Origin of the sequence: Candidatus Photodesmus blepharonis, from assembly GCF_000731795.2 — a bacterium.
Taxonomy (GTDB): Bacteria; Pseudomonadota; Gammaproteobacteria; order Enterobacterales; family Vibrionaceae; genus Vibrio; species Vibrio blepharonis.
This window is the reverse complement of record NZ_JGVK01000006.1, coordinates 102608-123664: the sequence shown is the minus strand read 5'-3', so window position 1 is coordinate 123664 and position 21057 is coordinate 102608. Positions and strand designations below refer to the sequence as shown.

General features: G+C 36.0%; 19 protein-coding genes. 12 read left to right on the top strand and 7 right to left on the bottom strand.

Features of this window, described 5'->3' with window-relative positions; translation table 11 throughout:
- The first annotated feature begins 56 nt into the window (after positions 1–56).
- From ispC to tilS, 12 genes are all read left to right on the top strand, one after another.
- A complete protein-coding gene (gene ispC, locus CF67_RS01325) occupies positions 57–1271 on the top strand; it encodes a 1-deoxy-D-xylulose-5-phosphate reductoisomerase (RefSeq protein WP_034413372.1) in 1215 nt (404 codons plus the stop codon).
- Positions 1268–2629 (top strand): sigma E protease regulator RseP, encoded by a 1362-nt coding sequence (rseP, locus tag CF67_RS01320; protein WP_034413370.1) that lies wholly within the window; start codon positions 1268–1270, stop codon positions 2627–2629. Before ispC ends, rseP begins: the two co-directional genes overlap by 4 nt.
- A gap of 10 nt (positions 2630–2639) precedes the next feature.
- The gene (gene bamA / locus CF67_RS01315) at positions 2640–5051 is read left to right on the top strand and encodes an outer membrane protein assembly factor BamA (protein WP_034413368.1); all 2412 of its coding nucleotides are present in this window, start codon (positions 2640–2642) and stop codon (positions 5049–5051) included.
- A gap of 13 nt (positions 5052–5064) precedes the next feature.
- The gene (locus tag CF67_RS01310; protein ID WP_034413366.1) at positions 5065–5571 is read left to right on the top strand and encodes an OmpH family outer membrane protein; all 507 of its coding nucleotides are present in this window, start codon (positions 5065–5067) and stop codon (positions 5569–5571) included.
- A gap of 11 nt (positions 5572–5582) precedes the next feature.
- Positions 5583–6620 (top strand): UDP-3-O-(3-hydroxymyristoyl)glucosamine N-acyltransferase, encoded by a 1038-nt coding sequence (gene lpxD / locus CF67_RS01305; RefSeq protein ID WP_034413365.1) that lies wholly within the window; start codon positions 5583–5585, stop codon positions 6618–6620.
- Between the two features lie 115 nt (positions 6621–6735).
- Positions 6736–7167, top strand: coding sequence for a 3-hydroxyacyl-ACP dehydratase FabZ (gene fabZ / locus CF67_RS01300; RefSeq protein ID WP_052538014.1), 432 nt, complete (start codon positions 6736–6738; stop codon positions 7165–7167).
- A 1-nt stretch (position 7168) separates the two neighbouring features.
- Positions 7169–7957: an acyl-ACP--UDP-N-acetylglucosamine O-acyltransferase gene (gene lpxA, locus CF67_RS01295; RefSeq protein WP_034413362.1), complete on the top strand. Its 789-nt coding sequence runs from the start codon at positions 7169–7171 to the stop codon at positions 7955–7957.
- Between the two features lie 81 nt (positions 7958–8038).
- On the top strand, positions 8039–9178 hold the full coding sequence (gene lpxB / locus CF67_RS01290) for a lipid-A-disaccharide synthase (RefSeq protein ID WP_034413360.1): 1140 nt from the start codon (positions 8039–8041) through the stop codon (positions 9176–9178).
- An 8-nt stretch (positions 9179–9186) separates the two neighbouring features.
- Positions 9187–9810: a ribonuclease HII gene (gene rnhB, locus CF67_RS01285; RefSeq protein WP_034413357.1), complete on the top strand. Its 624-nt coding sequence runs from the start codon at positions 9187–9189 to the stop codon at positions 9808–9810.
- Positions 9811–9836: 26 nt separating this feature from the next.
- Complete coding sequence (gene dnaE, locus CF67_RS01280) at positions 9837–13322, top strand: DNA polymerase III subunit alpha (protein ID WP_034413346.1); 3486 nt, start codon at positions 9837–9839, stop codon at positions 13320–13322.
- A 24-nt stretch (positions 13323–13346) separates the two neighbouring features.
- Positions 13347–14303, top strand: coding sequence for an acetyl-CoA carboxylase carboxyl transferase subunit alpha (accA, locus tag CF67_RS01275; protein ID WP_034413343.1), 957 nt, complete (start codon positions 13347–13349; stop codon positions 14301–14303).
- 49 nt (positions 14304–14352) lie between these two features.
- Positions 14353–15666, top strand: coding sequence for a tRNA lysidine(34) synthetase TilS (tilS, locus tag CF67_RS01270; RefSeq protein WP_034413340.1), 1314 nt, complete (start codon positions 14353–14355; stop codon positions 15664–15666).
- A gap of 295 nt (positions 15667–15961) precedes the next feature.
- On the opposite strand, the gene flhB is transcribed toward tilS, so the two are convergent.
- The 7 genes from flhB to fliM all read right to left on the bottom strand — a co-directional run bounded on the left by flhB (position 15962) and on the right by fliM (position 20932).
- Positions 15962–17089 carry a flagellar biosynthesis protein FlhB gene (flhB, locus tag CF67_RS01265; RefSeq protein ID WP_034413337.1) on the bottom strand — a complete coding sequence of 376 codons (1128 nt, stop codon included), beginning with the start codon at positions 17087–17089 and terminating at the stop codon, positions 15962–15964.
- Between the two features lie 22 nt (positions 17090–17111).
- On the bottom strand, positions 17112–17900 hold the full coding sequence (fliR, locus tag CF67_RS01260) for a flagellar biosynthetic protein FliR (protein WP_034413334.1): 789 nt from the start codon (positions 17898–17900) through the stop codon (positions 17112–17114).
- A gap of 13 nt (positions 17901–17913) precedes the next feature.
- Positions 17914–18183: a flagellar biosynthesis protein FliQ gene (gene fliQ / locus CF67_RS01255; protein WP_034413332.1), complete on the bottom strand. Its 270-nt coding sequence runs from the start codon at positions 18181–18183 to the stop codon at positions 17914–17916.
- Positions 18184–18195: 12 nt separating this feature from the next.
- Positions 18196–19065: a flagellar type III secretion system pore protein FliP gene (fliP, locus tag CF67_RS01250; protein ID WP_420887586.1), complete on the bottom strand. Its 870-nt coding sequence runs from the start codon at positions 19063–19065 to the stop codon at positions 18196–18198.
- 4 nt (positions 19066–19069) lie between these two features.
- A complete protein-coding gene (gene fliO / locus CF67_RS01245) occupies positions 19070–19414 on the bottom strand; it encodes a flagellar biosynthetic protein FliO (RefSeq protein WP_052538012.1) in 345 nt (114 codons plus the stop codon).
- A 46-nt stretch (positions 19415–19460) separates the two neighbouring features.
- Entirely contained in the window at positions 19461–19871 is a 411-nt protein-coding gene (gene fliN / locus CF67_RS01240) for a flagellar motor switch protein FliN (protein WP_034413329.1), read from the bottom strand.
- A 62-nt stretch (positions 19872–19933) separates the two neighbouring features.
- Complete coding sequence (gene fliM / locus CF67_RS01235) at positions 19934–20932, bottom strand: flagellar motor switch protein FliM (RefSeq protein WP_052538010.1); 999 nt, start codon at positions 20930–20932, stop codon at positions 19934–19936.
- Positions 20933–21057: the final 125 nt, after the last annotated feature.

Below are 21057 nucleotides of genomic sequence, written 5' to 3'. Positions count from 1 at the left end.
TAGATAGGTACTGTGTTGTTGTCTGTCTAAAAAAAAATTATGGTTATTCTTACTCTATGAATAAGTTAACAATCCTTGGCGCGACTGGTTCCATAGGTTCCAAAACTTTAGAAGTAGTAGAAAAAAATCTACAACATTTCTCTATTTTTGCTTTAGTAGCTGACACAAATGTACAAAAAATGTTGCAATTTTGTTTGAAGTGGAAGCCTAGGTATGCCGTGATGTCTAGTGACAATGCAGCTTTTTTACTTAAAAAAGAATTAGCTTCTTTTGAATTGAATACCGAGGTTTTATCTGGAACAGAAGGTATGTGTTATGTAGCTTCAATCGATGAAGTTGATATTGTAATGGCTGCAATTGTTGGTGTTTCAGGTGTGATTCCAACTATGGCAGCAGTAAGAGCAGGGAAGAGAATATTACTTGCGAATAAAGAAGCCCTAGTGATGTCTGGGCGATTATTTATGGATGCTGTCAGTCAATATGGTGCTGAGCTTTTACCTGTGGACAGTGAGCATAGTGCGATTTTTCAGTGTTTGCCAAATGATCTTCAGACTAAGCTAGGTTCTTGTGATTTGGAAACTTATGGTGTTCAGGAAATTTTATTGACAGCTTCTGGTGGTCCTTTTCGTTATACTAGTTTAGCTGCTTTAAAAAATATGACTCCAACGCAAGCGCTTAAGCATCCTAATTGGTCTATGGGAAAAAAAATTTCAGTAGACTCTGCAACTATGATGAATAAAGGTTTAGAGTTTATTGAAGCTAAGTGGTTATTCAATGCTTCTCAATCTCAATTAAAGGTTATTATTCATCCTCAATCTATTATTCACTCAATGGTCCAGTATCGAGATGGTTCAGTGCTTGCTCAAATGGGAAAATCAGATATGGCGATTCCAATTGGGCTAGCTTTGTTTTATCCTAAACGGGTGGATGTAGGTGCGGTTACTCTTGATTTTTCTAAAATGAGAGAATTAACTTTTATCGAACCTGATTATGCTCGTTATCCATGTTTGAAGCTTGCTATAGATGCATGTTCTGAAGGACAGCATTTAACCACTGTTCTTAATGCTGCAAATGAAATTACTGTTGATGCATTTTTAAATAAGCGATTACGATTTACAGATATTGCATTAGTTAACGAACTTGTTATGTCTAGAGTTTGCGCAATTGATACTCACTCATCATATTCCTCTCATACGTTAGAAACGTTATTTGAGTTAGATGAAATGTCCCGCCGCTTAGCACACGAAATCATATGTGGGCGATCCTTATGACAAATATATTTTGGAATGTTGCATCATTTGTTATTGCATTAGGGATTTTAGTCATAGTGCATGAGTTCGGTCACTTTACAGTAGCACGCTATTTTGGTGTTAAAATAGAAAAAGTTTCTATTGGTTTAGGTAGATCTATTTTTAAAAAAATAGGCAAAGATGGTACAGAGTATACCCTTTCTATAATTCCTTTGGGTGGATATGTTCAAATGCTCGACAGTCGAGTTCATAAGCTGAAACCAAAAAACTATCATGTTGCTTTTGATAAAAAGACTTTATGGAAACGAGCTATGATTGTAGCCGCAGGACCAGCATTGAACTTTGTTTTTGCTATATTTGCTTACTGGTTGGTATTTTTAGTTGGTATTCCAGCTGTTAAGCCTATCATTGGTAGTGTTGAGCCTGTGTCGATTGCTGCCGATGCTGGATTAAAGTCAGGTATGGAAATCATTGCTATTTCAGATAAAAGAACCGAAGATTGGGAATCGGTCAATGTTGAGTTGATTTCACATGTTGGTAATGAACGAGTAGCTTTGACAGTTCGCTCTATGAATGAGATTGATCTTAAGGAACGTAAAATACTAGATTTGAGTTCATGGAACTTTGGAGCAGGAGAAAAATCTGTTATGGAATCTCTTGGTTTTGTTCCTTATATGCCAAAAGTTTTAGTTACCTTGCTTAGTGTTTCTAAAGGTGGAGCAGGCGACAAAGCAGGATTAAGAGTTGGAGATACATTGCTTTCAATTAATGGATTATCAATTCATCATAATTGGAATAGAGTAGTTAGGATGATAGAGTTGCATCCAAATCAAACTCTGTCACTTACCATTGAGAGGGATGGTGAAATACTGAAATTGGCTTTAATACCGGATGGTAAAAAAAATAATCAAGGAGAAATAGTAGGTTTTGCCGGAATTGTTCCTAAAATTGCAGAATGGCCTGAAAGCCATAGGTTCGAACAAAGATATAGTGCTATTCAGTCTATTTTAAAATCGATAGAAAAGACGAAGCAGGTGTTTAGTTTAACAATTGGTATCCTCAAGAAGCTTATCATTGGAGATATTGGTCTAGATAATCTCAGCGGTCCGATATCAATTGCTCAAAGTGCAGGAGTAACAGCTGCTTACGGTTTTGTATATTTTCTTAGTTTTTTGGCCTTAATGAGCATTAATTTATTTGTTATCAATCTGTTACCATTTCCTATGCTAGATGGTGGTCATTTGCTCTTTTTGTCCATAGAAGCAGTTATTCGCCGACCATTATCCGAAAATACGCAAAAAATAGGACACTATATTGGTGGAGCCATTATTTTTTCTCTAACGATTATAGCGATTCTGAACGATTTAAACCGGTTATGATATATTTAGTATTGCGATGAAAAATATTGTACTGATGGTGTTGTTTGCAACAAGCGTGCTAGCGGATAATGCTGAAAGCTTTGTAGTTCAAGATATTAGAATTGAAGGTTTACATCGTGTTCAATTTGATGAAGTAATATCAAAAATTCCCATTCAGATTGGCGCTAACATTAATGTTCAGGATGCAGCTAACATTATTAGGAGTCTTTACGCATTAGGTGATTTTGAAGACATCAAAGTTCTACGCGATAATAATGCGTTAATTATCTTAGTTAAAGAACGTCCAACGATAGCAAGTATTTCTTTTCTTGGTAATAAAGTAATAAAAGAAGAACAACTTCGATATAGTTTGGATACTTTTGGTGTGCGTGTTGGTGCGGTTTTAGAGCAAGCGACCCTCTCAAACATTGAGAAAGAAGTTGAAGACTTTTACTATAGTGTCGGTAAGTATAATGCTACAGTTGAGGTAGTTGTAAAGCCTTTATCTTATAATCGTTCTGACTTAACATTTGTTTTTGAAGAAGGGTTATCTGCAAAGATTCAGCAGATCAATTTTATTGGAAATGAAATTTTCAGTGATAAAGAGTTATTAAGTCAATTTAAACTCAATTCCAATGCTTCTTGGTGGAATTTTTTATCTGATAATACGTACCAGAAACGGGTTTTAGTTAGTGATATTGAAGCTTTAAAATCTTTCTATTTAGATCGCGGTTACTTAAAATTTCAAGTGAATTCAGTTCAGGTATCCATCTCTCCTGATAAAAAAGGTGTTTATATCACTTTATGGCTTAATGAAGGTTCGCCATATGTGGTTAAGGATGTGAAATTTCAGGGTGCATTGCTTGGCAGAGAAGAGGAGTTTCAAACTATGGTACCTTTTGAGAAAGGAGAGTACTATAATTCTTCCTTAGTAACGCGTCTTGAAGAAGATATTAAACGTATACTTGGTGAGGTGGGTTATGCCTATCCTCAAGTTAGTACTGTTCCAGAATTTGACAGTCAAACTGATGAGGTATCCTTAATTGTTAGTGTTCAAACAGGTAATCGTATTTATGTACGCAATATTCATTTTATTGGAAATCATTTGACTAAAGATGAAGTTCTTCGTCGGGAAATGCGTCAAATGGAGGGTAGTTGGTTAGATGCTAAATTAGTTGATATGGGTAAAATACGTCTTAATCGTCTTGGTTTTTTTGAAAGCGTGAATGTGCAAATTGTACGTGTTTCGGATAGCGAAGATCAGGTAGATCTGGTTTACAGCGTCAAGGAAGCTAATTCGGGTAGTATTAACTTAGGGGTCGGTTATGGTACTGAATCTGGTTTAAGTTTCCAAATTGGTTTACAGCAAAATAACTTTTTGGGTTCTGGAAACCGTGTTGGCGTCAACGCCATGATTAACGATTATCAGAAGAATATTACTTTAGACTATCGAGACCCATTTTTAAATTTAGATGGTATTAGTTTAGGTGGTAAGATTTTTTATAATGAATTTGAAGCATTTGAAGCTGGTATTGTTGACTATACAAACGAAAGTTATGGTGCCAACTTCACATGGGGATTCCCATTTAACGAACTTAATTTTTTTGAATTTGGAATGGGATATATTCATAGCAGAATTGGTGACTTACCCTCTTACTTTCAAGTGGAGCAGTTTCTAGTTTCACAAGCTGGTCATATTGATTCTTATGGTTCTTTAAACATTAATGATTTCGACATCAATATCTCTTGGACACGAAATAAGCTAAATAGCACTTATTTTCCAACTTCAGGTAATTATCAACGTATATTTTATAAAATGACATTGCCTGGTTCTGATATTCAATACTTTAAGGTGCAGTATGATATTAGACAGTATATTCCGTTGAGTAGAGGACAAGAATTTGCATTTTTAATGCGCGGTCGTATTGGTTATGGTAATGGTTATGGAGAAACAGATGGACAAGATAATTTGTTTCCATTCTATGAAAATTATTACGCAGGGGGATTTACTACCTTACGTGGTTTTTCTTCAAATTCTGTGGGTCCAAAAGCAGTATATCGCGATTATTCAAACTCAAACAATGGATTTGATATTTCAACTAATGATTCAGTTGGAGGTAATGCTATTGCTTTGGCTAGTTTAGAATTGATCGTACCGATGCCATTTATATCGACTGAAATTCGCAACCAAGTCCGAACTAGTGTTTTTATTGATGCCGCGAGTGTTTGGGATACTGAGTTCGATTATCGTGATTTCGGTGCTGACCATGGTAATCAATATTATGATTATTCGGATCCATTGAGTTATCGTGTTTCATACGGTGCTTCACTTCAATGGATGTCACCAATAGGACCTTTAGTGTTCTCATTAGCAAAACCAATTCGAATTTATGAAAGCGATGATAAAGAATTTTTCACTTTTACTATCGGTAAAGCTTTTTAGAAGGAAATATATTTTGAAAAAAATAATCGAAATTACTCATGTTAGTTTTGTTTTGGTTTGCTTTCTCCTTAGTATAGTTGTTCAAGCTTCGCAAAAATTAGCTTACATCAACACTGGAAAGGTTTTTCACGTTTTACCACAGCGTGAAATTATACTTAGGCAAATGCAGGAAGAGTTTAAGGACAAGGTAGCCGAATTAGAAACAATTCAATTGGATTTGAAGATTAAAATCGAAAAATTGAAACGTGATGCTGAATTGCTCAGTTTAGATGAAACGGAGAGACTGCGTATTGAAATTAGTCAATTAGATAGTAAATATAAGATTAAAGCACAAGCGCTAGAAAAAGCGTCTGCTCTTCGTGAGGTAGAAGAGAAAAAAAAATTATTTGAAGTGATTCAAGACGCAGTAAAAAAAGTGGCAAAGGAAGAAAACTATGATCTAATTATTGATGTAAAGGCGCTATCTTACGCTAAGTCTGAGTATGATATTTCTGAAAAAGTAATCAAAATATTGAAATAGCATCAATAATTATGACGAAGTTGACTTTAGCCGAATTGGCCTGTATTACTGGAGGGGTGTTACTTGGTGATCCTCATTTAATCGTAACATCAGTGTCGGCAATAGATAAAGCAGGAGAAGAGAGTGTAACCTTTTTATCTAATCCTAAGTATGCTAAGTATTTAAAAGACTGTAAAGCTAGGATTGTGATAGTTGAAAAAGGGGCGCAACTAGCGAATTGTAAAGGAAATTTGTTGGTTGTTACTGATCCATATGTAGCCTTCGCGAAAATAGCGCAAGTTTTAGATACTACTCCAAAACCAGAAGAAGGTATTTCAAGTTCTGCTGTTATATCCAAAAGTGCTAAGTTAGGAGCTAATGTTTCCGTTGGGGCAAACTCAGTGATTGAGTTAGGTGTTGAGATTAGCGATAACGCTGTAATCGGGGCGGGTTGCTTTATCGGTAAAAACGCTAAAATTGGTAGTGATACTAGGCTGTGGGCTAATGTTACTCTGTATCATGGAGTCATTGTTGGGAAGAATTGTTTAATTCAGTCTGGTGCTGTTGTAGGGGCGGATGGGTTTGGTTATGCGAATGAGAGCGGTGAATGGATTAAAATCCCCCAGATTGGTGCGGTTCATATTGGAAATCGAGTTGAGATTGGCGCTTGTACAACGATTGATCGTGGTGCATTAGATAATACAGTTATTGAAGATAATGTTGTTCTCGACAACCAATTACAAATTGCACATAACGTACACGTTGGATATGGTACAGCAATTGCTGGTGGTACAATTATCGCTGGAAGTACCATTATAGGAAAGCATTGCACAATCGGGGGAGGAAGTGTAATTAATGGGCACATTAAAATTGCTGATGATGTGACAATTACGGGTATGAGTATGGTAATGCGAGGAATTTCTGAAAAAGGTGTGTATTCATCTGGCGTTCCTTTGCAGCCTAATAAAAAGTGGCGTAAAACAGCGACCCTAGTTCATCGTATTAATGAAATGAATGAGCGCATTAAAAGGGTTGAAAGATTATTTGAAGAACAGGGAAAGAAATCTTAGTTCTGATTCTTTTTCTAAAGGCTCGCAAGATGGCGGGTCTTTTTTTGTATATTTTGCGCAGTTAATAATTTTTGATTTATATAGGAATATCGCTTTGATTACTAAAAAGAAAACGATGGATATCACTGAGATTCAGGATCTTCTTCCGCATCGTTACCCATTTTTATTGATTGATCGTGTTATAGATTTTCAAGAAAAGAAATATTTGACAGCTATTAAAAACGTATCAGTGAATGAATCCCAGTTTCTTGGTCATTTCCCTCAGCTTCCTGTTTTTCCTGGTGTATTTATTCTTGAGGCAATGGCTCAGGCGACTGGTTTATTGGGTTTTAAATCCTTTGGTATACCAGCAAATAATGAATTGTATTATTTTGCTAGTATTGATAAAGCAAGGTTCCGTAAGCCAGTCACACCAGGCGATCGATTAATGATCGAGGTTCGATTTGTAAAAGAACGTCGTGGTATTGCTGCATTTAATTGCCTAGCGAAAGTTGATAATGATGTCGTTTGTTCTGCTGAAATAAAGTGTGCTCGCCGAGAGTTTTAATATGATTCATAAAACCGCCAAAATTCACCCAAATGCGGTAGTGGAAGAAGGTGCAGTAATTGGAGCTAATGTGCTGGTTGGCCCTTTTTCTTATATAACATTTAACGCTGAGATTGGTTCAGGTACTGAGGTTATGTCTCATGTTGTTATTAAAGGGCCAACGGTTATCGGAAAAAATAACCGTATTTTTCCATTTGCTGTTATTGGTGAAGTTTGTCAAGATAAAAAATACCAAGGTGAAGATACCCTTTTACTTATTGGTAACCGAAATATTATCCGAGAGAGTGTTCAGATGCATCGCGGTACAGTACAAGGTCATGGGGTTACTACTATTGGCAATGATAACTTATTTTGCGTTAATGTGCATATCGCTCATGATTGTATTATAGGCAACAACATCATTATGGGTAATAATGCTACATTGGCTGGTCATGTGACTATTGAAGATTATGCAATTCTTTCCGCTCTTTCGCCAGTTCACCAATTTTGTACAATTGGGGCACACAGTTTTATTGGTGGTGCTTCTGTAGTTGTACAAGATGTTCCACCATATATTATGGCTCAAGGGAATCATTGCAAGCCCTTTGGTATCAATATAGAAGGTTTAAAGCGTCGTGGTTTTAAAAAAGAGGAAATTTACGCAATCCGTAAAGCATATAAAGAAATTTATCGCAGCGGTAAGAGAATTGCCGAAGTTAAGCCTATACTGGAAGAAATGGCGAAAGAATATCCTTCGATTGCTTTATTCACTCAGTTGATTGAAAATTCTACTCGAGGCATCATCCGATGAGATGACGCCTTCACTTTATTTCGTTTCCGTTAGTATGGTTTATTGCGGGTTATATTACCTAATTATAAGGTTGTTTCGATCATGGAAGGATTGTTAAATATCGGTATTGTTGTTGGCGAATTATCAGGTGATAACTTAGGCGAAGGTTTTATTAAAGCTGTTAAACAGAAATACCCTGGCACGAAATTTGTGGGTATTGGTGGCCCTAGGATGATTAGTCAAGGTTGCAAATCTTTATATGATGTTGAAGAGCTTGCTAGCATTGGACTATTTGAAGTGATTGGTCATTTACCTAGGCTATTAAAAATAAAAGCTGAGCTAGTAAAGTACTTCATACAAAATCCACCAGATATTTTTATTGGGATTGATGCACCAGATTTTAATTTAAGACTTGAGCTTGCTTTGAAAAAAGTTGGAATTAAGACCGTGCATTATGTTAGTCCTTCAATATGGGCATGGAGATCAAAACGCATTTTAAAGATCGCTGCTGCTACAGATTTAGTTTTGACGATTTTACCGTTTGAAAAAAAAATTTATGATCAACATCGAATTGCTTGTAAGTTTATTGGACATCCTCTTGCTGATAAAATTCCTATGAAATCTGATCAATTTCAAGCTCAGAAAAAACTGTGTCTGAATAGTAATAAACGGTGGTTAGCAGTAATGCCAGGAAGTCGTGAAAGAGAGGTTGAATTAATAGCTCAGCCATTTATTGAAGCATGTTGTAAAATAAAACGGAAGTATCCAGATATTGGTTTTATAGTGGCTGCTGTAAACCAAAAGCGTAGAAAGCAATTTGAAAGAATTTGGCAAGCTACTAGGCCTGAGTTGCAGTTTCTTATTTTTGAGAACGCAGCATATGATGTTATCGTTGCTTCAGATGGTGTATTGCTCACTTCCGGTACGGTTGCTTTAGAGTGTATGTTGTTTAAAAGGCCGATGGTAGTTGGTTACAAAATGAGTAGGATTACAGGTTGGCTAATGAAAAAATTAGCGATTACAAAGTTTGTTTCTTTACCGAATATCCTAGCTGGGGAAGAATTAGTAAAAGAATATATTCTTGATCGATGTTCGTCTGAGTTTCTTTTTTCTGCTCTGAACTGCATGTTAAGAGGTAATCACCATATTCTGATTGAACGCTTTAACGATATGCATAAACTACTTCAACAAGGTGCTGATAAAAAAGCGGTTCAAGCAGTTTTCTCTCTAATCAATCAGTAAAAATTATTATGGCAACAAGAAAAGAGACAGCTATATTTCCACCTTTTATATATCCTGAGGGATATCGATTTATTGCAGGTGTTGATGAAGTAGGCTGTGGTAGTTTAGTTGGTGATGTTGTAGCAGCGGCTATTGTGCTAGATTCGAACAATTCAATTGAAGGTTTAAACGATTCTAAGAGGCTGTCTAATAAAAAACGTTTAATGTTATTTCGTGAAATTCAAAGAAAATCCCTAGCATGGGCAATCGGTCGTTCTTCACCACGTGAGATTGATGAATTAAATATTTTTAGAGCGACGATGATCGCAATGCAGAGAGCCGTATTTGCACTTAGTGTTAGACCGGATCTTGTATTAATCGACGGTAATAAGGGACCCAAATTATCGATGGATAGTATCTCAGTAGTGAAAGGAGATTCGAAGATATTGGAAGTTAGTGCCGCCTCCATTGTTGCTAAGGTTACTCGTGATCAGGATATGCAAGAACTCGACAAACTGTATCCTGAGTTTGGTTTTGCTAAGCACAAAGGTTATCCGACTAAAGCCCATTTAGCTGTACTGAAGGAAAAAGGTGTGATTGATCAATATCGTAAAAAATTTAAGCCAGTGAGAACGAGATTGAGTTTAGAATAACTCAATTTTTTTCTTGGAATTAATTAATGTCAGATCCTAAATTTATTCATCTTCGAATCCATAGTGATTTTTCGATGGTTGATGGTTTATCTAAGGTTCCAGAATTAGTCAAAAAAGTTGCTGAATTAAATATGCCTGCTATGGCGCTAACTGATTTTACTAACTTATGTGGCTTAGTAAAATTTTATGTTGCCGCACATAACTTTGGCGTCAAGCCTATTATAGGCGCTGATTTTTTGGTTCAATCTTTTTGTTTTGGTGATGAATTAACTAAATTAACCCTTTTAGCAGCTGACAATAATGGTTATAAAAATCTGACTTTGCTAATTTCAAGAGCATATTTACGTGGTCATATTCAAAACCAACCTGTGATAGATAGGAAGTGGTTGACTAAATATGCAAAAGGTTTGATTGTTTTATCTGGTGGTAGAAATGGTGATGTTGGTAAAGCTTTACTTAGAGGAAACGTTGCGTTAGCAAGGGAATGCCTTGCGTTTTACCAAGAATACTTTGCTAATTATTTTTATTTAGAATTAATTCGTACTGATCGTTCTGATGAAGAAACTTATTTGAATTTTGTTTTGAACTTAGCTGAAGAATTAGATTTGCCAGTTGTTGCAACCAATGAGGTAGTTTTTCGAGATCAGGAGTTATTTGATGCTCATGAAACTCGTGTTGCGATACATTGTGGTTTCACATTGGATGATCCGGATCGTCCTAAAGATTACAGCCCAAAGCAATATCTTCGTAATGAAGCAGAGATGTGTGAGCTTTTTTCTGATATTCCAGAAGCCTTACAGAATAGCGTTGAAATTGCTAAACGATGTAATGTAACTGTTCGATTGGGACAATATTTCCTTCCAAATTTTCCAACAGAAGGAATGAAAATTGAAGACTTTTTGATTAAAAAATCAGAAGAAGGCTTAGAGCGGCGGTTAAAATTTCTATTTCCAAACAAAAAAACGTATGTCGAACATCAATTAGAATATAAGAGGCGTTTAAAAACCGAATTAAAAGTTATTAATAATATGGGTTTTCCTGGTTATTTCTTGATCGTAATGGAGTTTATTCAATGGTCTAAAGATAATGGTGTTCCTGTAGGTCCAGGGCGTGGATCAGGCGCAGGTTCTCTTGTAGCTTATTCTTTAGGTATTACAGATTTGGATCCATTGGAATATGACTTGCTATTTGAACGTTTTTTAAATCCTGAACGTATATCTATGCCAGATTTTGATATTGATTTTTGTATGGATAAACGTGATCAAGTTATTGATCATGTAGCAGATATGTATGGTCGCAACGCAGTGTCACAAATTATTACCTTTGGTACAATGGCTGCTAAAGCAGTGATTCGAGATGTTGGGCGTGTACTCGGTTACCCATTTAGTTTTGTTGATCATATATCAAAATTAATACCATTGGATCCTGGAATGACGCTTTCGAAAGCACTTGATGCGGAACCTGAATTACTTAAACTTTATGATAATAATCAAGAAGTTAAAGAATTAATTGATAAGTGTCGTATTTTGGAGGGTTGCACTCGCAACGCTGGTAAGCATGCCGGCGGTGTTGTAATTTCGCCGACTTCTATTACCGATTTTGCACCAATTTACTGTGATTCATCAGGCAATTTTCCAGTTACTCAATTCGATAAGAATGATGTTGAGATGGTAGGCTTGGTAAAGTTTGACTTTTTAGGATTGCGTACCCTAACTATTATCGATTGGGCTCTAGGCTTGGCTAACTCTCGTTTAAAGAGAGAAGGTAAGGAGTTAATCAAAATTAAATCTATTCCACGCAATGATCAAAAGTCTTTCAATTTGTTAAAAAGCTCGGAAACAACCGCGATATTCCAGCTTGAATCGCGAGGTATGAAAGATCTGATTAAACGGCTTCAGCCTGATTGTTTTGAGGATATTATCGCTTTAGTAGCCTTATTTCGCCCTGGTCCATTGCAATCAGGTATGGTCGATAATTTTATCGATCGTAAGCATGGACGTGAAATGATATCGTATCCGGATAAGGTCTGGCAGCATGAATCACTAAAGGAAATACTTGCTTCAACCTATGGCATCATTTTGTATCAAGAGCAGGTCATGCAAATTGCTCAGATTCTTGCTGGTTATACGCTTGGTCGTGCGGATATACTGCGTCGTGCGATGAGTAAAAAAAATCCGGAAGAGATGAATAGGCAGCGTTCTATTTTTAAGCAGGGTTCTGAGGCAAATGGTATCAATGGCAGACTTGCTATGAAGATTTTCGATTTAGTAGAAAAGTTTGCAGGTTATGGTTTTAATAAATCTCATTCGGCTGCATATGCATTAGTTTCTTATCAAACACTATGGCTAAAGGCACACTATCCTGCCGAGTTTATGGCTGCAGTAATGACAGCTGATATGGACAATACTGAAAAAGTTGTTGGTTTGGTTGAAGAATGTATCCGTATGAACATTAAATTGCTTTCTCCTGATATAAATTCGGGATTGTATCAGTTTGATGTTGATCAAACTGGATCAATTCTTTATGGCCTTGGTGCTATTAAGGGTGTTGGTAAAAATCCAATCGACGTTATCATTAAAGCTCGTAACAAGGGAGGAAAGTTTAAGAATTTATTTGATTTTTGCACTCGAATTGATCTTAAAAAAGTGAATAAACGCATAGTTAAAAAATTAATTTATGCCGGTGCTTTAGATAAACTAGGTCCTCATCGAGCTGCGATGATAGCATCATTAAGCGATGCATTTAAGGTGGCTAGCCAATACCGCAAGGATGAAGCATTGGGTCAGGTTGATATGTTTGGTGTTTTGACTAGTGCGTTTAAAGAAGTAGGATATAATCCTATCGAGATCTCTCCTTGGTCAGAAAAAGTTTGTTTAGAAGGTGAGCACGACACACTTGGAGTTTATTTGACTGGTCATCCAATTAATTCTTACCTTAAAGAGCTTAATAATTGTATTAATTTTCGATTGAAAGACGTAGTTCCAAGCAAACGTATTACTGTTTCCGGTCTTGTTACTGCACTTCGCATTTATACAAATAAGCGTCGTGTGCGCGTTGGTGTAATGATACTTGATGATCATTCTGGACGTATAGAGGTTATATTGTTTTCCGACATATTAAAAAAGTATGCTGAATTGTTAGAAAAAAATAAAATTTTGATTGTTTCTGGAGAGGTGAGTGTTGATGATTTTAGTGGTAAATCGAAGATGTTGGCGCATGAAATTATGGATTTGAAGATTGCTCGTGAGAGGTATGGTTCTAGTTTATCTATTACAGTTAAGGAATCACAAATTGATGATCGATTTTGGAAATCTTTTATTCACATACTAAAGATGCATCAAGCAGGGAACACGATTGTTAAAGTATTTTACCAATGTTTAGATGCGAAAGCGTGTTTGACACTTGGCGACAGATGGAGAGTGAGTCCAAATGATGCACTGTTAGATGAATTAAGGAAGTTGTTAGGTCCTAGTCAGGTTGAATTTGAGTTCAGCTCTAAAAATTTTAAATAAAATCGACTACAGAAGAACGGGTATATGAGTTTAAATTTTCTAGAATTTGAAAAGCCAATTGTAGAGCTTGAAATAAAAATTGAAGCGTTACGTAATCTCTCTCATCAAGATGAGTCTATGATGGACTTAGAAAAAGAAATTAATCAGCTTGAGAAGAAAAGTCGAGAGTTAAAAAAAAAGATTTTTGGTGATCTGAGTGCTTGGGAAACTGCCCAATTAGCTCGTCATCCATTGCGTCCGCATACTTTGGATTATATCGAAAATATATTTACTGAGTTTGATGAATTAGCTGGTGATCGTGTATTTTCTGATGATAAAGCAATTGTAGGTGGGATTGCACGTCTAGAGGGTTCGCCGGTGATGATTGTAGGTCATCAAAAAGGTCGTGAAACAAAAGAAAAGATAAAACGTAATTTTGGTATGCCAAAACCTGAAGGTTATCGTAAGGCCTTACGATTGATGGAAATGGCAGAACGTTTTAAGATGCCAATTGTGACTTTCATAGATACAGCGGGTGCATACCCTGGTATTGACGCTGAAAAGAGAGGTCAGGCAGAGGCCATTGCTAAAAATTTAAAAGTGATGGCACGTCTTAGGGTTCCGGTAATTTGTAACGTTGTAGGTGAGGGTGGATCTGGTGGTGCATTAGCTGTTGGTGTAGGAGATTATGTAAATATGCTTCAATATTCAACATACTCAGTAATCTCACCAGAGGGTTGCGCATCTATTTTATGGCGTGATTCTGATAAGGCTCCTCAAGCGGCAGAAGCCATGTGTCTTACTGCTCCACGTTTAAAGGAACTTGGACTTATCGACGAAATTGTTGAAGAACCTTTAGGTGGAGCACACCGAGACTACTTTAAAATGGCAGCAAATATAAAAGTAATGCTAGTGGAACAATTGAATGAGTTGGAACAATTTGATAGATGTTCTCTTCTAAATCGTCGCTATCAGCGAATTATGGAGTACGGTTACTGTTGATTTAGATAGAAGAGTTTTTGTTTTTTACTAGGAAGTTTTAGGATTCTGTATGAGTCGCCTGTATGATCATTTTTCTCGTATTATTGATAAGTACTATAATTTAGGTACGAAAATTGTGTTGGGTTTTAGCGGTGGTGTAGATTCGCTCGTCATGCTTGATTTGCTTGTTCAATATCGTAATGCTAAGAGAATTGATTGTATTGCAGTACATGTACATCATAACCTAAGTCAGTTCTCTGATAACTGGGCTAATCAGTGTTTAAATTGGTGCACCAATTTATCTATTACTTGTTATGTTGAAAGAATTGAATTAAACACTTTAGGAGTTGTTAGCTTAGAAAAGGTCGCTCGAGAAGGTCGCCATCAAGCTCTAAAAAAGCACGTTGAAATTGGTGATCTTCTTCTAACAGGGCATCATAGTGATGATCAGTTGGAAACTTTTTTTTTAGCACTCAAGAGAGGTAGTGGTCCCAGAGGACTTTCTTCAATGGCGCAGTGCATGCCTTGGAATTCTGGGTTTATTGTTCGGCCTTTTCTTAATATCACTCGGAGTCTAATTGAGCAGTATGCTAAACAGAAAAAGTTTAGTTGGATTGAAGATGAAAGCAATAATGATACTCGTTTCGATCGTAATTTTATCCGTCACCGAGTACTGCCAGTGATTGTTGAGCGTTGGCCTTCATTTCATAAATCAGTTAATCGTAGCGCTATGCTGTGTGCGGAGCAAGAAAATTTACTTGATGATTTACTTGCGAGTTCGTTTCAAAACGCCATGTCTGTCGATGGAAGTTTATCAATTAGAACATTAGGCGAATACAGCGAAGTCGTAAGGAATAGAGTTATTCGGATGTGGTTTAAGAGCAAGGATTACTTAATGCCTAGCAAAGATCATCTTAGTAGGATTTGGAATGAGATCGCGTTATCGAGGCGAGATGCAAACCCAGTACTTAACCTTGTTGATGCACAAGTGCGAAGATTTAAGAAAAAGTTGTACTTAGTTAATCATATGCAAGATATTAGCGCTTGGAGTGCTCCGTTGAAATTAGGAGGTAGTGTTAAGTTACCGGATAGTTTGGGATATTTATCTCTTGTGAATGGTGAAGGTGCCACTTTATCTTTCAAGGCTCTTTCTCAACAAACCCTAAGTGTTATTTTTAACCCAGCAGGCTTATCTGCTCATCCTGTAGAAAGAGGTTGTTCTCGTAAGCTAAAAAAACTATTTCAGGAATATGAACTTCCGAGTTGGTTGAGGCGTCGAGTTCCAATATTAGTATCGGCTTCCTATAAGGTGGTTGCCGTCGCTGGCGTCTTTGTTGACAAAAAATTTTATGGTCAAGATTGTAAGCTTATTTGGAATAAATAATTTTTTGGTATGAACTCTGGAAGATTATAGTTTTGATAACTATCATCCTTTAAAGATATAAACGATAGCAGTTATTCATGGTTATATTGTAGTTCTGGGTTTAAGATATTAGTTATAGAAGAGATTGAAGCTATGTAAATACGAATTTAAAAAACGTTGAAGCTTCGTTGAGCTATTAAGTTTATATATTTCCTTTTTTTCATTGAACTTTTTAAAGGAAATGTATTATTTCTAAGCTAGAATGACAGAACCTTGAATCGGAAAATATTGAATTTGGTTTGATATTAAGTGTTTTCTAATACCTTAAATTTGATGGAATCGGTATGTTTTCTGATTTAAATGTAGGTCGTCTTCCACCATGCTTGCGATATTGTTTTAATTGGAATACATACGCTAGTACCTGGGCTACTGCGGTAAATAAACCATCTGGGATTTTTTCTTCTAGTTCTGTTGTGTAGTATAAAGAGCGAGCAAGTGTTGGAGCTGGAACGATCTGGATGTTATTTTCATTCGCTACTTTTTTTATTCTCAATGCCATATAGTCAATACCTTTAGCAATCAAAATTGGTGTTTTGTCTAAATTTTGTTTATAACGAAGTGCAACCGAAAAGTATTTTGGATTAGTGATAATAACATCAGCTTCTAGTACGTTTGTCATCATTCTACGTTGAGCCATTTCTCGCTGCAACAAACGAATTCGACCCTTGATTTCAGGTCTACCTTCTGTATTTCTATATTCATCTTTAACCTCTTGTTTGCTCATTTTTAGTTGAGCAGTATGTCGTAAAATTTGAAACGGAACATCTATAGCTACTATTGGTAATAACGAGCAACTAATAAGTAAGGTGAAATTTAGTAATGTACTCAGAGCATCGAAAATATTTTTTGGAAATGCACCCATGTTAAGTTGAAACAATTCTTTTTTAGAAGTGTTAATTAAATAAAATGCAATGCTGGAAACTATTAATATTTTTAAAATTGATTTAATAAGTTCTACCCAAGTATGAAGTCCAATCATGCGTTTAAAACCGATTGATGGATTGATTTTAGACAGCTTAGGCATTGCTGCTCGCGCCGAAAAGTGCAGACCTCCTACCCCAAATGTACCGACGAGTGAGGCGATAAATAATGTGATGAGAATAAGGATTAGTTGACTAAATAGATCTGATAAAGAGTTTAAAATAATGTGATTTAATTTAGAGAGACTAAATATTTCCTCATGACTAAGTGTAAATAAACGATACATAGTGCGAAACAGTGCTTTGGCTAAGGCATCTCCAAACCATATAAGTGAAATTGCGCCAAAAATTAGTACTAGCACCGAAGATAATTCTTTTGATCTCGCAACTTGTCCTTTCGATCTAGCCTGCTGTAGGTGTCTGGGTGTGGCTTCTTCTGTGCGTTCTTCGCCGGAACTTTTCATGGTGCATTTTCTTCTAGAATCGTTATAAGCAATTTAATTGAATTAAACGACATACTTGTTGTTCGATTTGAATTCTGAATAAGTGATAATGGCTATGCAAACTACTGAGGATATACCAACAGAGTAAAAGTCCTACTAAGAGTGTAAAAGCAAAACTGAGTGAATAGATGTTTAACTGCGGTGCGGTGCGGGTCATCATCCCAAAGGATAAGTTAACAGTTAGTAGCACAATGATTCCAGATAGTGATATGTTTAACGCAGTCTTGAACATAATACCGAGCCACAACGCTATTTCTCGAAAATCAACAGCGCTGAGTGAACTTTTTTCTATTGGCAAGGTTTTAAAACTTATAGCCATGAGTTGAATCATTTTCAAATGTCCATCAGTCGATAGAAAAAACATTATTGATAAAAACATAAATAATTGACCAAGTAATGGGGTATTTTGTCCATTCACTGGATCAACCATAGAGGCAAAACCTAAACTGGATTGCATACCGAGTATTTGACCTAAAATTACAAAAGTTTGAATCATAAACTGGGTTATAAATCCCATAGAGATTCCAATAATAATTTGCTCTAGAATAATTTCTAAACCTTTAAAAGAAAATGGAGAAATGTCGTTAGATACTGTTGGAATTGTTGTGCTTATAGTAAAAGTTATCGCGAGTCCTAGGTAAAGACGAATTCGAGGAGTAACGAATCTAGCTCCTGTTACTGACATAACCATCAACATTGATGAAACTCGTACATAAACCCAAAAATAATTCGATATCCAACTTAAAATTATGTTACTTGGATACTCTTCCATTGTCTGTTATATCCTAATATAGTATATGAGGTAGTCGATCAATAATATTAAAGAAAAATTCTGTTAAAATTTGTAGCATCCAATGAGCACAAAACATCAATGTTAGCAATGTAAAAATTAAACGAGGCAAGAAGCTTAATGTTTGTTCATTAATTGATGTTGCAGCTTGGAAGACGGCAATAAGTAAACCAATAAGTAAGCTCGGTACAATAATAACACTCACCATGATAAGTACTACCCATAGTGCTTCTCGGAATATTTCAACAAAAAATTCAGGATCCATAAACTTTAGTTACTATAAAGCAAAGCTACCAACTAACGTAGACAAAATCAAATTCCATCCATCCACTAAAACGAACAATATCAGTTTAAATGGTAGAGATACAATCATTGGTGACAACATCATCATACCCATAGCCATCAAAATAGATGCAATTACAAGATCAATAATCAAAAATGGTAGAAATAGCATAAAACCAATTTGGAAGGCAGTTTTAAGTTCAGAAGTAATGAAAGCGGGAATTAAAATTTGCATTGAAACTTCTTCTGGTGTTACTGCCTTAGATTCCGCGATATTAACAAAGGTTTCTAGATCTTTTATTCGAGTTTGCTTAAGCATAAATGCTTTGATTGGTTCTTGAGCGATTTTAAAGGCTTGACGAGCTGAAATTTCTTCGTTTAGGTAAGGTTGAACAGCTTGCGTATTAACCTTATTGATTACTGGAGACATAATAAAAAAGGTTAAGAATATTGCGATACCAATAATCACTTGGTTTGATGGGGTTTGTTGCAAACCTATGGCTTGACGTAAGATAGACATCACTACCACAATGCGTGTAAATGATGTCATCAAAACGACCATAGCCGGCAAAAAACCAAGTATCGTCATTAATGCAAGGATTTGCAAATTTATTGAGTAGTCTTCTCTACCATCCGGATTAGTGGTTATGGTGAAAGCGGGAATACCATTATCTCTTATCACTATATCGGATGATAGATTGTGTCTTTCTTCTGGCTTAAGAGAAAGACTCTGAGAATTTGCAATAATAGTATTCAGAGTAGGAATGTTAATTCTTTGTTGAGAAGAAGCTGAAAATGTAAAAAGAGAGAGTATAGCGATACATGCTATGTGTAGGATATGACTATTTTTTTTTTCTATTTTCAATGGTCTAATTTTCTTTAGAAAATTGTAAATGCTCTTGAGTTATAGATTTTTCCAATTTAGAGATGAGCTTAATCGATCGGCTGGTTACTCCGACAAGAAATCTCTCTTCTCCTGCTTCGATTATCATAATTCTTTCTTTAGCCCCGACAGGGAGTTGCTGAATAATACTTAAATTTTTTTGATTGATTAATATTGGAAGACGCATTTTTTTAAAAAACCAGGCTAAAAATAACATGAGTGCAATAACGAATAAGAGTGAGCCAAAAGTTGTCATTAGATTAATTTGATCTTCGGATGCAGAAAATGCACTGGATGGAAGTAAAGAAAATAATAAGACTTTAGGTTGCATGAGTTATTTACCTGTTAGAAACTTTTTCTTAGTAGCTAATATTTATTTATCTAAGTTTTTTAATGCGTTCTGTCTGACTAATAACGTCTGTTAAACGAATACCAAACTTGTCATTAACGACAACGACTTCACCATGCGCAATTAGAGTGCCATTAACTAAGACGTCAAGAGATTCTCCAGCAACTCTCCCCAATTCTACAACTGAACCTTGGTTAAGTTGTAATAGATTTCGAATGCTAATTTTAGATCGCCCAACTTCCATAGAGATAGTAACTGGAATATCCAAAATAGCATCTAACTTACGACGCTCATCTTCTGAAATTGGTGACGATGTATCTTTTAATTCATCCAGTGGTGCTGAAATAGCATCATTAACATCGATCTCTTCTGCTTTTGCATCTTCATCTAAGGCTGAAGTCCATTCATCTGCCAGTTTTTGGTCGTCATTTTGATCCATTCTTTGATTCACCTACTTTAATATTCATGATTACTATTTTCCGAAAGTTTTGAGATTTTATATTAGTCAGAAAAAATGAGATCTGTTTTAACTACATCAGGACGTTTAATTTTTTCAGAAATTTTTATTGCCATATTTTCGCCAACACGCCCCATTTTTACACGGAATGTCGGTAATTCTTCGATAAACATCGTGGCGTACTCCGGCATTGTAATTGGGATGATATCATCAACTTGTAGTTCCATTAAATCCCGTAGGGAAATATCTTGATCAAGTAAATTAACTCTAAAGTTAACGGGGACATCCATTATTTCTTCCCGCAGTGCTGAACTCCAGCGAATATCCGTTTCCATCTTATCAGATTGCACGCCTGCATCTAGTATTTCACGTATTGGTTCTACCATCGAATATGGCATAACGATATGGAAGTCACCACCTCCTCCATCGACTTCAATATGAAATGAACTTACGACGATTATTTCGGTTGGGCTAACTATATTTGCCATGCTTGGATTTACTTCAGAATCTAAGTATTCAAATTCTACTTCCATAACTGGAGACCAAGCTTCTTTGTAATCTGCAAAAATGATTTTAAGCAAAAGCTGAATAATTCGGCGTTCTGTTGGAGTGAACTCACGACCTTCAATACGTGCATGGAATCGACCGTCACCACCAAAAAAATTTTCTACCAAAATGAACACTAAACGTGCTTCCATAGTAACCAAGGCAGTTCCTTTCAGCGGTCTAAAGCGTACCATATTTAGACTTGTTGGCACATATAGGGTATTTTGGTATTCACCAAATTTTACCATTTGTACTCCATTAATTGATACTTCAGCAGTTTTACGAAGCATGTTAAACAGGCTGATGCGTAAATGTCGGGTAAAACGTTCGTTAATTAACTCAAGTGTTGGCATCCTTCCACGTACGATACGATCTTGAGAAGAGAAATCAAAATCTATAACAGAACCATTTTTATTTTTCTTTTCCGTTTCATCTTCTACTTTATCTGTTCCATGAAGCAGAGCATCAATTTCATCTTGACTTAATAGTTCGGTCATTTCCTAATACCTAATTTCTGAACAGGCACATATGTCCAATGATTGTCAATGTTCTATCACTGAGATCTTTTCATCTTTGCTTCCATGAGGTGAGATCTCAACAACTATTTCTACAATGGAACCCT